The organism is Hymenobacter bucti (assembly GCF_042681145.1).
In the GTDB taxonomy this organism is placed as follows: Bacteria; Bacteroidota; Bacteroidia; order Cytophagales; family Hymenobacteraceae; genus Hymenobacter; species Hymenobacter bucti.
Window position 1 is genome coordinate 220,963 of the sequence record NZ_JBHUFD010000001.1, and the last position, 15,654, is coordinate 236,616.

Genomic DNA, 15,654 nt, shown 5'->3' on the forward strand with positions numbered 1-15,654 from the left:
GTTGATGAGAATGAGTAATACTATGCGCATTTCATTGCTGGCGGCCTGTTTCGGGGCGCTTATCAGCCTGCCGGCCGCCGCCCAAACCAAGAAAGCCGTGTCGGGCGCCACCGTGCGGCGCGTGCTCACGACGCTGGCCGCCGACGACATGCAGGGCCGCGCCACCGGCCAGCCCGGCCAGTTGAAAGCCGCCGAGTTTCTGGCCACCGAGTTTCAGCGCATTGGCTTGCAGCCGCTGCCGGGGGCCACGGGCTTCCTGCAGGAATTTCCGGCATACCAGTCAGCTGTGACGAGCCTGGCCGTGACGCTTAACGGCGCGCCGGTACCGGCCGGGCGGGCCTTCGCCTTCACCACCCAGCCCCAATTGAGCTGGACCGAGCGCGACAGCGTGAAGGTGCTGCTGGGGCCGGCCGAGAAAATGCAGGCGCACTACCGCGAGATTCTGCGCCCCAGCCAGCATACGCTGGTGGTGCTGGACCCCGCGCAGGCGGCGGCTTTTCAGGCGCTGGTCAGCCAGTTTGGCCAGCCTAGGCTGCGCGGCGAGGCCGCCGGCAGCCCCTACGCCAGCGTGGTGGTGCTGGCCGAAGCGCCCATGCCGAAAGTCAATACCTTTCGCGTGGCAGCCAGTGCGGCCACCAAAACCGTGACGCTGCGCAACGTGGTGGGCTACCTGCCCGGGCGCGACCCGCAGCGCGCTGCCGAAAAAGTCATCTTCTCGGGCCACTACGACCACCTAGGGATTATCAAAGCCGTGGCGGGCGATTCCATCGCCAACGGCGCCGACGATGACGCCAGCGGCACCACGGCGGTAGTGGCGCTGGCCGAGTACTTCAAGAAGCGCAAAAACAACGCCCGGCCGTTGATTTTCGTGGCCTTCACGGCCGAGGAAATCGGGGGCTTTGGGGCGCGCTATTTTTCCAAGCAGCTCGACCCGAAGGAAATAGTAGCCATGTTCAACATCGAAATGATTGGCAAAGAAGCTAAGTTCGGACCCAAAACGGCCTTCATCACGGGCTACGACAAGTCGGACTTTGGCCCGCTGCTGCAAGCCAACCTGAAGGGTACGAAGTTTAAGTTTGAGCCCGACCCGTATCCCGAGCAAAACCTGTTTTACCGTTCCGACAACGCCACGCTGGCCCAGCTGGGCGTGCCGGCCCACACCATCAGCACCGACCAGATTCCGACCGACAAGCTCTACCACAGCGTCGATGATGAGGTTAGTAGCCTTGATGTGAAGAACATGACCAACGTTATCTCAGCCATTGCGCGCAGCGCCACTGGCATTGTGAGCGGGCAGCAAACCCCCACGCGCGTGGCCCCCGAGCCAGCGCGCAAGTAGCGCCCTCTGCATTTGAGCGGGCGGGGGCGCCCGGGCCACTGCCGCCCCCTGGGCCGCACCGGGCAGCAGGCAGCGTATAACTTGGGGCCGGAAGGAGTTGTACCTTCCGGCCTCAATTTCATTTATAGGCCCCAGGTATGCCGCACCCCGTTTTTCAGATGACTCGCCCGGCCCTAGGGGTCGGATTGTTGTGCTACCTGCTGCTGCTAATCGGGCTGCCCGCCCGCGCCCAAACGCCCCTGGGCCAGCCCTCGCTCGATGAGTCTAAGGTGCAGGTGTGGTGCGCCACCGTGCGCTACGTGTACGAAGACGCCGGCCGCCCCAACCTCAAGCGCACCCTGCGCTGCGAAGGTAACCTAGGCACCCTGGCCGCGAGCCTGCGCCCCGATAGCCTGCGGGTGTACTCGCTGCTCTACGCCCCCATTGAGGAAAGAGGCCGGATTTATAAAGGCTTAAAGGACAACCCCGCACGCCTAGCGGCGCTCACCAAGGCCATCATTACCCGCCTAAAGTCGTCGCCCTCGCGGCAGCGTGACCCGGCCCGCCTGGCCCGCCTGCAAGGCCTGGAGAAAAAGCTGAACGACTACGTGCAAACCGGCTTGCCCCCCGGCCGCGAAGAAGATGCCCCTACTGCCGACACCACCGCCCGCGCGGCCACCGGCCTGGCCGAAGCCGCCGAAGCCAGCGCCCCCGGCACGCTGGCTACCCGCGCGGACGCCCCCGCCGCCGAGCCCGTACTCAACCGCTTTTTTGCGCCGTTGGCCCTGATTTTGAGCATTGTGAGCTTGGTGCTGTTTGCATTGCTACGCATGAGCATGAGCCGCGAGATTCGCCAGATGCAGCGCATGACCAGCTTGGCTTCCGAGCTGAGCCCCGCTCAGCAGCGGCAGGTAGAAGAGCTGATAGCCCGCCGGGTGGCCGAGGCCCTGCGCGAGCGCGAAAGCGAGCAGCCGGGCTAGCGTAGGCCGCCTAGTTGCTGCCCACGCTAGCCCAGTTGTGCCAAGGGCCGCGGCCGCCCGCCGAGTTGTCGGCACGTATTGAACACCCACTCCTTACCTTAATGAAAGCAACTTGTGTGTTACCGGCGGCGGGCCTGCTGCTGCTAGCGGCTTGCCGCACCGCGCCGCCGCCCCAAACGGGTATTTCTCCTTCCAAAACCAACACCGGCCGCGACCGCATGACCGAATCGGCCACCGCCGAGCGCCTGCATCCTTCGGCTACCTCTACTGCTTTGACCTACCCCCAAACGCGCCGCGACGCGCACACCGACGACTACTTCGGCACCACCGTGGCCGACCCCTACCGCTGGCTCGAAGCCCTCGACTCGCCCGAAACCAAGGCGTGGGTGACGGCCGAAAACCAGGTCACGTTTGACTATCTCAGCCGCATCCCGTTCCGCGACAAAGTGCGCGACCGCCTCACCACGCTCTGGAACTATGAGCGCTACGGCGTGCCCAGCGTGGAGGGCGACCTGTTGATTTTCAGTAAGAACGATGGCCTGCAAAACCAGGCCGTGGTGTACGCCGTGCCCAAGGGCCAGCCCCTGGAAAGCGCCGTGGTGCTGCTCGACCCCAACAAATTCTCGGCCGATGGCACCACGGCCTTGGCCGGCCTGCACTTTAGCAACGACCACCGCTACCTGGCCTACGCCACCAGCGGCGGCGGCTCAGACTGGCAGCAGGTGCTGCTGCTCGACATGCAAACCCGCCAGCCTCTACCCGACAAGCTCGATTGGGTGAAGGTGTCGGATATTTCGTGGGCCGGCAAGGGCTTCTACTACAGCGGCTACGACGCGCCCAGAGCGGGCGAAAACAGCCTGGCCGGCAAAAACGAGTACCACAAGGTGTACTACCACAAGCTCGGCACTCTCCAAGCCGCCGACAAGCTGGTGTACGAAGACAAAACCAAGGCCCTAGGCTTCCGCATTGCGGGCGTGACGGAGGATGAGCGCTTCCTCTTCCTGAGCCTCACCGATAGCAAGGCCGATGGCAACCAGCTGCTGGTGCGTGACCTCACCGACGCTAAGCAGGCTAGCGCCTGGACGACTGTGCAGGCGAGCTACGAGTTCGATACCAGCGTCATCGGCAACGTGGGCGGCGAGCTGCTGGTGTACACCAACGACCACGCGCCCAACTACAAAGTGGTGCGCATCGACCCCAAGTACCCGCAGCCCGCCAGCTGGAAAACGGTGATTCCGGAGGCCAAGGAGAAGCTCGAAGGCATCAGCCAGGCAGCAGGCTTTCTGCTGGCCACCTACTTGCACGACGCCAGCTCGCAGGTGAAAGTGTACGGCGAAGACGGTAAGTATAAGTACGATGTGGAGCTGCCGGCTATCGGCACGGCGGCCGGCTTTGGCGGGCGGCGCACCGACAAGGACCTATACTACGCCTTCACGTCGTTCACGTACCCCACCACTATCTACAAGTACGACCCGGCCACTAACCAGAGCATCGTTTTCAAGGCGCCTAAGGTGGACGTAAAGCCCGAGGATTACCTCACCACGCAGGTGTTCTACGCCAGCAAGGACGGCACCAAGATTCCGATGTTCATCACCCACAAGAAAGGCGTGAAGCTCAACGGCAAAAACCCGACTTACCTCTACGCCTACGGCGGCTTCAACGTGTCGCTTACGCCGGGCTTTTCGGCGGCGCGTATGCTGTGGCTCGAGAATGGCGGCGTGCTGGCCATTCCCAACCTGCGCGGCGGCGGCGAGTACGGCGAAGCCTGGCACAAAGCCGGCATGACGCCCAACAAGCAGAACGTATTCGACGACTTCATTGCGGCGGCCGAATACCTCAAGGTGCTCAACTACGCCGATGCCGACCACCTCGCCATCGCGGGCGGCTCGAACGGCGGCCTGCTGGTGGGCGCCACCATGACGCAGCGCCCCGACCTCTGCAAAGTGGCTTTTCCGGCCGTGGGTGTAATGGATATGCTTCGTTACCAGAAGTTTACTATCGGTTGGAACTGGGCGCCCGAGTACGGCACCTCCGACGACAAGGCGCAGTTTGCGAACCTCTATAAGTTCTCGCCGCTGCACACCCTCAAGCCCGGCACCAACTACCCCGCCACGCTCATCACCACCGCTGACCACGACGACCGCGTGGTGCCGGCGCACTCCTTCAAATTTGCCGCCCAGCTCCAAGCCGACCAGGCCGGCGACAATCCCACCCTCATCCGCATCGACGTGAACGCCGGCCACGGCGCCGGCAAAAGCACCAAGCTGCAAATCGACGAGTGGGCCGATATCTGGAGCTTCGCCTTTTATAATATGGGCGTGAATTTGAAGTAAGCTATTGATTGTAAAGAAAAAGCCCCGCTTTCTGTTGAAGAAGGCGGGGCTTTTTTCATTATAAGTACAGTCGTCATGCTGAGCGCAGCCGAAGCATCTTGGCCGCTTCGTTGAACGGTTTGGATGAAGCGGTAGAGATGCTTCGACAAACTCAGCATGACGACTGTGTTCGGAAGAGACCTAGGCGACCAGAATAATCCCCTAGGGCATGCCCTTGCCGCCCGCCGCGCCGTAGATGTGGCCGGTGGTGTAGCTAGCGTCGCTGGCAACCAGCTGCACATAGATGCTGGCTAGCTCCACGGGCTGGCCGGGGCGCTTCAGGGGGGTGTCACCACCGAATTGCTTAAGCTTTTCCTGGGTGGCGCCGCCGCTCACTTGCAGGGGCGTCCAGATGGGGCCGGGGGCCACGCCGTTAACGCGGATTCCCTTAGGCGCCAGCTGCTTGGCCAGCGAGCGCACGTAGTTGGTGGTAGCTGCCTTGGTCTGGGCGTAGTCGTAAAGGTCTTCCGAAGGGTCGGTGGCCTGCTCCGAGGTTGTGCCGATGATGGCCGAGCCGGGCGGCATGTGCGGCAGCGCGGCCTTGATAATCCAGAATGGTGCGTAAATGTTGGTCTTCATCGTCCAGTCGAACTGCTCGGTCGAGATGTCCAGAATCGAAGCGTGCGCCTGCTGGCGGCCCGCGTTGCTGACCAAAATATCGAGCCCGCCGAGCTGGCGCACGGCTTCATCGACCAGGCGCTTACAGAAAGCCTCGTCGCGCAAATCGCCCGGAATGGCGATGCCCTTGCGGCCTTCCTTCTTGATGAGCGCGATAACTTCTTTGGCGTCAGCTTCTTCGGCGGGCAGGTAGTTGATGGCTACGTCGGCGCCTTCGCGAGCGTAGGCGATGGCGGCGGCGCGGCCCATGCCCGAGTCGCCACCCGTAATCAGGGCCTTACGGCCTTGCAAGCGGCCCGAGCCTTTGTAGCTGGTTTCGCCGTGGTCGGGCTTGGGGTCCATTTGGCTGGCCAGGCCGGGCCAGGGCTGCGACTGCCCTTTGAAAGGCGGCCTAGGGTACTTGGTAAGGGGGTCTTGCAGCTTGTCGGCCGGGGGGCTAGGGGCTGCTTCGGCCGATAAGATGGGCGCTACGGCCGCGGCGGCCAGGCCGGCTCCTAGGCCGCCCAGCAGCTTGCGCCGGCTGATATTATTTTCTTCCATGATAAAGCACTCCTATTAGCTAACTGAGTGATGGCTATCTAAACGAAACAGCTACTAGGAAGTTGCTATGGTTAAGCTTACTAAGATAGTTAAGAATAGCGCTATGCAAGTAGTTTAGTGGCTGGGCCAGCTGCCTGGTCAACGCCGAGAAACCGGCCAGCAACCCCCAAAAAAATGTCCGGCCGGGTTACCCCAGCCGGACATTACCAGTCGCTAAGCGTCTGGCTATTCTACTACTTCCAGCACGGTGCGAAAAGAAATGTAGTTGCCCTTAAATTTCTTGTCCATTTCCGCAATCAGGGCGGGCGCAAAGTGCTCCTGATACGCTTCAAGCTGCTCGAGGCTCACGGCAAAATATTGGGCGGCGTAGGTGATGCCGTTGTCTTCTTCGTTAAGTAGGCGCAGCAGGCTGCTCTTGATAAAGCAGCCCGTGCCGACGACCTCGGCCATGTGGTGCTCGCGCATGTAGGCCACCCATTCGTCGGCAATGCGGGGCTCTACGCTGGTGGTGACGTTGTACAGAATCATAAGTGGTGAAATAGTGATGTGGTGAACTGGAGAGTTGGTGAAACGGAGAAACAAATCACTGATTCCCCATTCTACTAACTCACTGCCTCACACCCGCATCGGGTCAAATTGAAAGTCGTTGATACGCGTCTGGATGTCTTTGGCGGAAAGCTTTTCGCGCGCGGCGGCCTGGGCCAGGGCTGGCAGCTCTTGGTCGCCGGCCAGGCGCAGGGCCAGAATCTGGGCTAGCGTCAGGTCTTTTTCGAGCGTCGCAAAGCGTTGGCCGCTCACTTCAAAATACCGCTGGCGCACTTCGAGCCGCGCAATGCGGTCTTGCAAAGTGAGGGCATAGTGCTGGCGCATCATGACGAGCGTGACGAAAAACAGCAGCGTGACGGCGGCGAGCGAAAACCAGAGCCGCGAAATTTCGGAGTCGTCGCCGGCCACGCCGATGTAGCGCCGAATGGTGTAAATGACCATTATCAGCGTGAGCGGCAGCAGGATGAAATGGTGCAGCGGGTAGAGGCGAACGGGGTTTTTGGCGGCCATACGGGGAGGCGAGGAAAGCAAAGAAAAGAGTAGGAATAGGAGCAAACGAAAAAACTCCGGCCAGGGCCGGAGTTTTCAACTAAAAACGTGCAAGCGGCGCTAGCGGCTAGCCACGGGCCGCTTTTTCGGCTTTCTTCTGGGCTTTCATTTGCTCCTTAGCAGCTTTTTCCTGCATGCGGGCCGCCTTGTCAGCGTTTTTCTGCATTTTGAGTTGCTCTTTCTGCTGCCTGGCTACGGCGCGCTGCGCTTTCATCTGGTGCTTGAGGTCGTCGGCTTGGCTTTGCTGCGCCTTCAGCTCGCGCTTGCTTTCTTTCACCGACTGCTCGGTAAGTTTGCGCTGGTCGCGCTGCTGCTCGTAGGCGGCTTTCGCATCCTGCGCAGTCTGCGGCGTGGGCACGGCTACCGCATTCGGGTCGGCTGTGGTCGTGGTGGTCGTTTGGGCGTGGGCCGAAGTAGCGGCCAGGCTAGCTACGGCGAAGGCAGCCAGCAAGAATACTTTTTTCATTGGATGTGAAGAAACAGCGGTTTAGCTGGATAATTACTTTAACGCAAAACCCTTGCCAGAGGGTTTTGCAAATCAATAATTTAACGGGTTACGCCTTATCCACAAGTAGTGTCCTGTAGATAAAGGCGTTGGCCAAGGGGCGGCCGGCAACGTGCTCACTCCGCGCACCTAGGGCTAATGCTGAGCCAGCAGGGCAGCCGCGGGCACGGCGCAGCCGCTGTGGCAGCCGTCGGGCAGCTCGGCATCTTCAACCTGCACGGTGCTGTGGTGAATGTGAAACTCGCGCAGCAGCCCCGCCGACAGGTTGGCGAGCCAGGCGGCATCGGCGCCGCCGGGGCGCACGAGGTGGGCCATAAGGGCGGTGTCGTGGCCGTCGCTGCTCATGCTCCAGATGTGCAGGTCGTGCAGGCTCTGCACGCCCGGCTGGGCTAGCATGAACTGCTGAACTTTCTCTAAATCAATGCCATCAGGCACGGCCTGCAAGCCCAGGCGGATGGTATCGCGCAGCAAGCCCCACGAACCCACGGCAATTACGGCCAGCAGCCCGAGGCTGATGATAGGGTCGAGCCAGGTCCAGTGCGTGAAGTAGGTAATGGCCCCGCCCACCACCACGCCCAGGCTCACCAGGGCATCGGTGAGCATGTGCAGGTAGGCGCCCCGCACGTTCACGTCACCTTTTTGCCCGGCCCGGAACAGCCAGGCCGTGAAGCCGTTGACGAGAATGCCGGCGCCAGCCAGCAGCATTACGAACTTACCGTTCACGGGCTCGGGGTGGCGCAGGTGGTCGATGGTTTCCCACAGAATAAACCCGAGCGCGCCATAGAGCAGCGCCGCGTTCAGCAAGGCCGCCTGAATGGTGGCGCCGCGGTAGCCAAAAGTGTAGCGCCCCGTGGCGGGCCGCCCGGCCAGCCAGGCCGCGCCCCAGGCCAAGGCCAGGCTGAGTACGTCGCTCAGGTTGTGGCCGGCATCGGAGAGTAGGGCGGCCGAGTTAGCGGCTAATCCGCCAATGACTTCGGCCACTACGAAGGCGAGATTCAGGCCGATGCCCCAGGCAAAAGCGGCGCTGAACTTGCCCCCGGCCGGCGGGGCGGCGTGGACGTGGCCGGCGTGGCCGTGGTCGTGCGAGTGATTGTGTGAATGGCCCATCAAGGTAAAAAATAGAATAGCGAATAGTGGAACGCGCACCGCTGATTTTCGGTGCGCGGCGCCGCTACTCCAGGGTGAGGCGGCGCGTAACCGGGTTGCCCGTTTCGTAGTCAACCCGCAGCAGGTACGTGCCGGCCGGCAAGGCGGCCGTAGTAAGCACCAGCGTGGCAGCCTGGGCGAGGGCCCCCCGGGTTAGTACTACGCGGCCTACCCCATCGAGCAGGCGCACTTGGCGCGGGCGGCGAGCGGCCTCCAAGCGCACGTACACTTGGCCGTGGGCCGGGTTCGGATATACTTCCAGCGGGTTGCCCACTTCTGGCTGGGCGGCGGCCAGGGCAGTGGCGCTGCCCAAGGCCAGCAGGCTGAAATGCTGCGTAGCAGCCGAGTTGGCTTGCAAAAAATAGCCGCCCACCAGCACCTGCCCGGTGCTGGTGCGCAGCAGGCTAGCCACATTGCCCACGCCCGGCAGCGCCACCGCGGCCGGGTCGGGCTGGCCAGTGGGCAAGTACTGGCGCAAGGCCAGCTCCTGGCCAGCGTTGGGATAAAAGATGCCGCCCAGCAGCAGGCGGCCATCGGGCTGGTAGGCCAGCACGCGGGTGCGAAAATCGGGCGCCGGGTAGATATTGGCCAGGGTAGAATCGCGGCGGCCGTTGGGCAGCAGCCGCACCACGCAGTTGCGGGCGTAGCCTAGGGTGGGCGGCATTTGCCCGCACAGGGTGAGGCGGCCATCAGCTTGCAGCACGGCATCGTCGATGAGCAGGCTGGCAAAGCTTTTCACCTCCGTGGGCTGAAAAGTAGGGTCGGTACTGCCATTGGCTTGCAAGCGGGCTAAACCGGTAGTAGCGAGCAGCAGCACGCGCCCATCGGGCTGAACGAGTAGCCGGGTATTGCTGTAGGCCGAGGCCGAGTTGGGCGGCGGCACGAAGGAAGGGTCGTTGTCGCCGTTTGATAGCAGCCGCGCCACGCCGCGGCCCGATACGGCATCGCCCAGCGTGCCCGATACCAGGATGCGGCCATCGGCCTGCACGGCCAAGCCGGGGGTGGTGTACCCAACCGGCCGGCGCCGAAACAGCGTGTCCAGGCGGCCGTCGGGGGTGAGGCGCAGCAAGCCACTCGCCGGCCGCTCATCAATGGTGTAAAAACCCGTTATCAGCAGGTGGCTGGCTGGGGGCTGCACCGCTATTCTATCCAGCGTGGCTAGCCGGGGCAGCCGGCGGATAAACGCGGTATCTACCTTGTTGGTAATAGGCAGCAGGCGGGCAATATTCGGGGCCAGCACCCCATTCACGAGGTCAAACGTGCCGGCCAGCACCACGCCCAGGCCCGGCTGCTCCACCATTCGGCCGATGGTACCTAGGGTGCACAGCTGCGGCGCATACCGCGGGTCGCGCTGGCCATTGGCCAGCACGCGCACCAGGTTGCTGGGGGGCCCGCCCCGGTGGCGGTAAGTCCCGCTTAGCAGCAGCTGGCCCGCCGAGTCGGGGGTGGCGGCCGTGAGGCTGCTCAGCGGCCAGCTGGTTAGGGGTGGCCGGGCGGGGTCGGGCCGGCCATTGGGCAGCAGAAATACCGCTGCCGGGGCCGGGGCCAGCGGCAGCAGGCACAGCCGACCCCCCGGTAGCAGGTGCAGCCGCCGGTTATCGCCGAAGCGCACCAGGCTGTACGTCGCGCTGGGGGCCGACTCAAAGTCCGGGTCGCGCCGGCCATCGGCCAGCAATTGGTGCAGGCCCCCGGCGCGCCCCTGCACCACCAAGCTGCTGCTGCCAGCTACCAGGATGCGGCCGTTGGGCCGGCACAGCACTTCTTCGGCCACGCCGCCGCCCCCTAGGGCAGCCTGAAAGCTGGGGTCATGCGTGCCATCGGGCAAGAGGCGCACCAGGCCGGTGGCGGGCTGGGTAAACCGCCCACCCACCAGAATGCGGCCATCGGGCTGCACGGCCAAGGTTTGCACATAGTCGGTGCGGGCGTTGCCCAGGGCCGCCCTAAACGTTGGGTCGAGGCTGCCATCGGCATTCAGCCGCAGCAAGCACGGGGCCTGCGAGTAGCTGTTGGGCAAGCCCGCCAGGAGAATCTTGCCATCGGGCTGAATGGCGGCCGTGCGGATGCTCGGCAGCATAACGGTGGCGGGCAGGTAAAAGGCAGCGTCTACTTGCCCACTGGGCAGCAGCCGCTGCACCCCATTGTTGGCCACGTTGTTCGCGGTGGCCCCCACGAGCAAAAGGCCGCCGTCGGCGTAGGCTCGTACCAGGGTGCGGTAGGGGTTCGCTGCATCGACAGTGCCATTGCTAACGAGGCCCGTTTGCCTGAAAAAATCCTCGTCAAATTCACCCGTGGGTAGAAAGCGGACCAGGCCGCCCGTCAGCTGGCCGTTGGTGTACAGCTGCTCGCCCAGCAGCACCACGTGCCCGCTGGGCAGCGTAGCCATGGAGGAAGCAGCACCAAAGCGCAGCGCATTTACATTAAACGCTTGGTCGATGCCCTGCCCAAACACTGGTTGAAAGGCACTGGCCAGTAGGCAGAAGAGTAACCGAAAGTAGGAGTTTGCCATGCAGTCGAGAAAAAGTTAGTCGGCAGCAAGTTACACCGCTATTCTTCGGCTTAGCTGTAGGTTTCTGGCCCTGCCTTGGGCCCCGGCGGCTCGCCGCTTTACTATAATAAAAAAGCCGTCGGCTCCTCCTGCGAGCAGCCGACGGCTTAAAATCTCCCGAACCGAAAAAGCTTATTTAAACGCCAGCGGCACCACCACTTTCACGCTCACCGTGCGGCCTAGGTTGTACACGCCACGGCGGCCCGTGGTGTAGTTAATATCCGCGTATTTGAGCCGGCTCAGGTGCGACTGGTAAGCCACGTCGAACAGGTTGTTGGCGGTGAGGTACACTGAAAACAGCGTACGGCCCTTGCCATCGGCCACGTCGCTGCCCACGCCGGCATTGAATAAGGTGTAGGCGGGCGTCGCCGTTTCGGTGTCGAAGGCCCCAAAAAAGCGGTTTTGGGCAAATGTCTGCTCCAGCTGAAAGCGGGCGTACACGTTGGTGAGGCGCTTACCCTGGCGGCGGAAATTGCCGCGCAGCTCCGATTGCAGGCGGTCGGCCGGGATGAAGGGCAGGTACTGCTGCGGCTCGGGTACGTCGAGCTGGCGGGCGCGCACCATCGAAAACGAGTTTTCGAAGTGCAGCCAATCGAGCGGGTGGGGGTGAAAGTCGAGCGTGACCTCGCCGCCCAGCAGCCGCGCCTGGCCCTGCACGTAATTAAACAGGCCGATGTCGGGCCCCGTCGACACCAGCGAGTCGGTGCCCGCCTGGTTGAGCACGCGCCGCGCAAAAATGTAGTTGCTGATGCTGTTCTCAAACGCATCGACGCTGAAGCGCACGTGGTCGCTCACGTAGCTCACGCCCGCATCGACCTGCAAGCTGGTCTCCGCCCGCAGGCCCGGCTGGCCCACCTCGTAGCGAATAGTGCCCTCGTGCACGCCGTTCGAGCCCAGCTCCGCGATGTTAGGCGCCCGGAAACCGCGCGAAATATTCGCCTTCGCCGTCAGGCGGTCGCTGAAGCTGTAGGCGGCCCCCAGGCTGCCGCTGTAGTTATTGAAGGTGCTCTCGAAGCCCGCAAACTTGGTTTCGGCGCCGGCCGTGCCCGCGGGTACGGGCTGCTCGTCGGCCCCTAGGTACAAGCTTTGGGCCCGGATGCGGCGCACGTCGTAGCGCAACCCGCCGCTGAGGTCGAGCCCGCCGAGCGACTTTTTCACGACGCCAAACACGCCACCCTCGTTCAGCTTATAGGCCGGAATCAGGAATTCCTGCCCTAGGTTCCGGTTTTGCTGGTGCAGGCCGCTGGTGCCCACGGCCAGGTTCCAGCCGTTCATTTCGGGCAGGAAATAGCGCAGCGCGTAGTCCACGGTGCGCAGCTGAAAGTACAAATCGGGCGTGTTGGGTGCCAACGCGTTGCCAAACTCGCGGCGCAAGTTCTGCTGGTAGTTCACTTGCAACGCCAGCCGCCCGCCGCGCTGCCCCACAATAAAGCTGTTATCAACCCCCAAACGCAGGTGGTTCACGCGCTGGCGCGGCACTTGCAAGGTGTAGCCCGAGTGGTTGTCGGCCACCACCTGCGACTCGACCTGGCCGCCCACCGCCACGTCGCGCACGAAGCGGCCGCTCAGGCTGTCGCGGTCGCCCTCAATCAGCCCTAGGTTCTGATTGAAGGTGCTGAAGGTGAGGTGCGAGTAGCCCCAGCTTTTATTCAGGCCTACGTAGCCGTTGGCGTCCCACTCGTTAAAGCCCGAGTTAAAAACCCGGCCGTCGTAGCGGTTGCGGTAGTCACCGGCCACCTTGCGGGTGCCGCGTACCAGCCAGTTGAGGCCGTTGATGTTGCCCGCATTTTGCAAGGAATAGCCCTGCTGGCGGTTGTTGGTCTGGTAGTTGGCCGTGGCCTGGCCCGTGATGTGGCCCTCCGCAATAGGGTCGGGCGCCACGAAGTTGATGACGCCCGCCATGGCATCGGAGCCGTAGAGCAGCGAGCCCGGCCCCTTGATAATCTCGGCCCGGTCGATGCTAAACTCGTCGAGCTCAATGCCGTGCTCGTCGCCCCACTGCTGGCCCTCCTGCTTGGCGCCGTTGTTGAGCACCACCACGCGGTTGTAGCCCAGCCCGCGCACGACAGGCTTGCTGATGGCCGCGCCGGTCGTAATCTGGCTGATGCCCGGCGTGTGCGCGATGGCGTCAATCACGTTGGTGGCCGACGTCTGATTCAGGCGCGTGCGGTCGATAACAGTGGTGGGCACCGGCGAGCGGCGCAGCTCCGTGGCCTGGCTCACGCCCGTGACGACCACCTGCCCAATCTCGGTGGCCGCCGGGCTCAGCTTGAAGTCGAGCAATTGGCCCGTGCCCGTGTCTACCAGCTGGCTGACCGTATTATACCCTAGGGACGTAATCTGCACCGTAAAGCGGCCCCTAGGTAGGTTAGCGAAGTTAAAGCGGCCGTCGGCGTCGGTGGCCGTGCCCTGCTTGAGGTCCGGAAAAACGACGTTGACGCCCGGCAGCGCCTCGCCCGTTTTGGCATCGGTGAGGCGGCCGCTCACCGGGCCCGCCGCCCGCGAGCGAGGTGCGGCTACTGGCGCCGTCTGGCCCACCGCTGCAAAAGACAAGCTGCTAGCCAGCAGCATAATAGAAGAGGTGCGAAACATAAAACCCGCTATTGTAAAGAATAAAGGAGGCGCTAAATCGGCTGCCCCAGCCAGCGGCCGGGCTCCGCAAACAAGCCCCCGCCAGCAGCCAGGGCCTGTTTGCATTTTCTCTAAAACCAAACCAGAGAAAGAGGGAGCCGCCCGGCTAGTATACCGGCGCCTTAGCGCTTGCCCGCTGGCGCACACGCAGCCAGCGGGCTAAAACCCAGAAAATGAAGTGGAAAACCTGCAATTGCGCCGGTTTGGCCGGGTAGCTTACCCGCGCTGCCGCCCAGGCGCTATGCCCGCGGCGGGCCGCGCAGTGCCGTGCGCCGCAGCGCGGCGGCCGAGCAGGCTAGGGTGGCGGGCACGGCCAGCGGCCGGTAGGTAGGCCCGCGGTGGGGGAGGGGCACAGCTACCGGCGGCGCCGGCTGGTAGGCCACGTTGTAAAACTGCTCGGTTTGGCAGTGGGTGTGCTTGGTGGTGAGCAGCGCTTTGCCCGGCTGGCGCTTGGCGCGCGGGGCAAAGGCGGGCTCGGCAGCGGTGTGCTCGTGGGCGTGCAGCGCCAGTATCCACGCCTCCGGCAGCAGCGTCCGCGTGAGGCAGAGCAGCAGCAGCAAAGCAACGTAGGGGCGAAGAAGGAGCCGCAACACGATGACGTTAAAACAACCGATTAACAGACTACGCCCGCTTTCCAGCGTTGCACTGCCGTGGCAAAGGTAGGCAGAGCCCGGCAAGCGTGGCACCGTAAATACAACATTGTTTCATGTGCAAATGCCGTTGGGTGGTGCTAGCGGCTAGGTCGTAACTCCCGCCCCGGCAGTTGCCGCCCGGCGAGTGGCGGCGGCGTGGGCGCTGCAAAGGCCCTAGGTTTCAGTGCGCATGATGCCAGCGTGGTGGGCGCGGCCGAGCAGGAACGGCATTACGCAAGCAGCTTATCCTATGGTCCCGGCTGAGCTTGGCCTCCGCCTAATGCGTAGGTGCCGGCCCGCGCATTGCGGAAGTATGCCTAGTGCGAGCGGAAAAGTAACTTATTATTGGTTAAAGTAATAAAAAATACTGCTTAAATATAACCTCCTTTGCGGGTAGCGCAGGCGATAGCTGTTATCTAAATATTAATTTAATACTAAGCATAGAATTCACAGGAAATCAAGGAAATAGTGACCTTTATTGATGAGCGTGCTGCATTTATCTTATATTTAATATATTTTGCTTTTTTTGAGTGTCTATCCCGACCAAAAATAAGGTTTCTACGTATCTCGGCCGCTTTCTTGCACGAAATTATGTTGCCTGCTGTGCGTTACGTCGTATAATCAGGATAAGCTCTTCTTTCTTCTGCGTCGCTTTTATGATTATTACGGACATTAAAGAATTCAAAATTCAGTATGACGAACCGTTGCATTTGTTGCGAGTAGAGTGGGCGGCGGGCCGCGACATGCGCCGCCTGCGGCCCGCGCTGGAGCAGCTCTCCCAAGTGGCTATTCGGCTGCAAGTCACGCACGGCCTGTTGGCCATTGACACGCTGCCCGACATTTCGGCGTACGACCAGATATGGCTGGGCTCGCAATGGCTGCCCAAGAACGAGCGGCTGGCTTTGAAACAGGCCGTCGTCGTGCTCTCGTCGGGTAAGGTGTACAACCAGCAAGCCATCGAGACGCTGCTGACGCTCAATCGCAGATTTGTAAAGACTGATTTTCAGTTCTTTGGCCAGCCGGTAGCCGCCATGCACTGGCTCACCAACGAATCGCGGCGCCTGCCGGCCCTGCTGGCCGAGTGGGAAGGTACCTTTGGCCCGGTAGCGCCCGATACTTACCTACTGGCCGAGCCGCGGGCCCCCTACCGCCGCCCCTAACCGCGGGCCTCTGCCAACCTGGCAGCCGCCACCACCTTGGAACAGCCTTTGAAACGAAGGGTTGATTGACAGGCGCTGCCTGTTAGTCAGCCTTTTATTGTTTTCACCCATT

12 protein-coding genes are annotated in these 15,654 nt (G+C 62.5%); 4 read left to right on the top strand and 8 right to left on the bottom strand.

From position 1 onward, the window contains the following. Nucleotides 1-10 precede the first annotated feature (10 nt). From ACFSDX_RS00865 to ACFSDX_RS00875, 3 genes are all read left to right on the top strand, one after another. On the top strand, nt 11-1,339 hold the full coding sequence (locus tag ACFSDX_RS00865) for a M20/M25/M40 family metallo-hydrolase (RefSeq protein ID WP_382311181.1): 1,329 nt from the start codon (nt 11-13) through the stop codon (nt 1,337-1,339). Between the two features lie 137 nt (nt 1,340-1,476). Continuing rightward, nucleotides 1,477-2,298, top strand: coding sequence for a hypothetical protein (locus tag ACFSDX_RS00870; protein ID WP_382311183.1), 822 nt, complete (start codon nt 1,477-1,479; stop codon nt 2,296-2,298). Nucleotides 2,299-2,399: 101 nt separating this feature from the next. Further along, a complete protein-coding gene (locus ACFSDX_RS00875) occupies nt 2,400-4,631 on the top strand; it encodes a prolyl oligopeptidase family serine peptidase (RefSeq protein WP_382311185.1) in 2,232 nt (743 codons plus the stop codon). Between the two features lie 201 nt (nt 4,632-4,832). Here the strand turns inward: ACFSDX_RS00875 and ACFSDX_RS00880 are convergent, their stop codons facing one another. From ACFSDX_RS00880 to ACFSDX_RS00915, 8 genes are all read right to left on the bottom strand, one after another. Then, nucleotides 4,833-5,828: an SDR family oxidoreductase gene (locus ACFSDX_RS00880; RefSeq protein ID WP_382311187.1), complete on the bottom strand. Its 996-nt coding sequence runs from the start codon at nt 5,826-5,828 to the stop codon at nt 4,833-4,835. A gap of 225 nt (nt 5,829-6,053) precedes the next feature. Then, nucleotides 6,054-6,356 carry a DUF4286 family protein gene (locus ACFSDX_RS00885; protein WP_382311189.1) on the bottom strand — a complete coding sequence of 101 codons (303 nt, stop codon included), beginning with the start codon at nt 6,354-6,356 and terminating at the stop codon, nt 6,054-6,056. Nucleotides 6,357-6,443: 87 nt separating this feature from the next. Then, nucleotides 6,444-6,884: a DUF6526 family protein gene (locus ACFSDX_RS00890; protein ID WP_382311190.1), complete on the bottom strand. Its 441-nt coding sequence runs from the start codon at nt 6,882-6,884 to the stop codon at nt 6,444-6,446. 106 nt (nt 6,885-6,990) lie between these two features. Next, nucleotides 6,991-7,389 (bottom strand): hypothetical protein, encoded by a 399-nt coding sequence (locus ACFSDX_RS00895; protein WP_382311192.1) that lies wholly within the window; start codon nt 7,387-7,389, stop codon nt 6,991-6,993. A gap of 174 nt (nt 7,390-7,563) precedes the next feature. After that, a complete protein-coding gene (locus ACFSDX_RS00900; protein WP_382311194.1) occupies nt 7,564-8,535 on the bottom strand; it encodes a cation diffusion facilitator family transporter in 972 nt (323 codons plus the stop codon). Between the two features lie 64 nt (nt 8,536-8,599). Further along, on the bottom strand, nt 8,600-11,080 hold the full coding sequence (locus ACFSDX_RS00905) for a T9SS type A sorting domain-containing protein (RefSeq protein ID WP_382311196.1): 2,481 nt from the start codon (nt 11,078-11,080) through the stop codon (nt 8,600-8,602). Nucleotides 11,081-11,251: 171 nt separating this feature from the next. Further along, nucleotides 11,252-13,711, bottom strand: coding sequence for a TonB-dependent receptor (locus tag ACFSDX_RS00910; RefSeq protein WP_382311198.1), 2,460 nt, complete (start codon nt 13,709-13,711; stop codon nt 11,252-11,254). Nucleotides 13,712-13,989: 278 nt separating this feature from the next. After that, nucleotides 13,990-14,343, bottom strand: a complete 354-nt coding sequence (locus tag ACFSDX_RS00915) for a hypothetical protein (RefSeq protein WP_382311200.1) — start codon at nt 14,341-14,343, stop codon at nt 13,990-13,992. Between the two features lie 695 nt (nt 14,344-15,038). Between ACFSDX_RS00915 and ACFSDX_RS00920 the strand changes: the two genes are divergently transcribed. Next, nucleotides 15,039-15,542, top strand: a complete 504-nt coding sequence (locus ACFSDX_RS00920; protein ID WP_382311202.1) for a hypothetical protein — start codon at nt 15,039-15,041, stop codon at nt 15,540-15,542. Nucleotides 15,543-15,654 lie beyond the last annotated feature (112 nt).

What these genes read in the sequence shown, in the direction of transcription:
- ACFSDX_RS00865 (WP_382311181.1), top strand. Translation starts at nt 11, where the DNA reads ATGAGTAATACTATGCGCATTTCATTGCTGGCGGCCTGTTTCGGGGCG.
- ACFSDX_RS00870 (WP_382311183.1), top strand. Translation starts at nt 1,477, where the DNA reads ATGCCGCACCCCGTTTTTCAGATGACTCGCCCGGCCCTAGGGGTCGGA.
- ACFSDX_RS00875 (WP_382311185.1), top strand. Translation starts at nt 2,400, where the DNA reads ATGAAAGCAACTTGTGTGTTACCGGCGGCGGGCCTGCTGCTGCTAGCG.
- ACFSDX_RS00880 (WP_382311187.1), bottom strand. Translation starts at nt 5,828, where the DNA reads ATGGAAGAAAATAATATCAGCCGGCGCAAGCTGCTGGGCGGCCTAGGA.
- ACFSDX_RS00885 (WP_382311189.1), bottom strand. Translation starts at nt 6,356, where the DNA reads ATGATTCTGTACAACGTCACCACCAGCGTAGAGCCCCGCATTGCCGAC.
- ACFSDX_RS00890 (WP_382311190.1), bottom strand. Translation starts at nt 6,884, where the DNA reads ATGGCCGCCAAAAACCCCGTTCGCCTCTACCCGCTGCACCATTTCATC.
- ACFSDX_RS00895 (WP_382311192.1), bottom strand. Translation starts at nt 7,389, where the DNA reads ATGAAAAAAGTATTCTTGCTGGCTGCCTTCGCCGTAGCTAGCCTGGCC.
- ACFSDX_RS00900 (WP_382311194.1), bottom strand. Translation starts at nt 8,535, where the DNA reads ATGGGCCATTCACACAATCACTCGCACGACCACGGCCACGCCGGCCAC.
- ACFSDX_RS00905 (WP_382311196.1), bottom strand. Translation starts at nt 11,080, where the DNA reads ATGGCAAACTCCTACTTTCGGTTACTCTTCTGCCTACTGGCCAGTGCC.
- ACFSDX_RS00910 (WP_382311198.1), bottom strand. Translation starts at nt 13,711, where the DNA reads ATGTTTCGCACCTCTTCTATTATGCTGCTGGCTAGCAGCTTGTCTTTT.
- ACFSDX_RS00920 (WP_382311202.1), top strand. Translation starts at nt 15,039, where the DNA reads ATGATTATTACGGACATTAAAGAATTCAAAATTCAGTATGACGAACCG.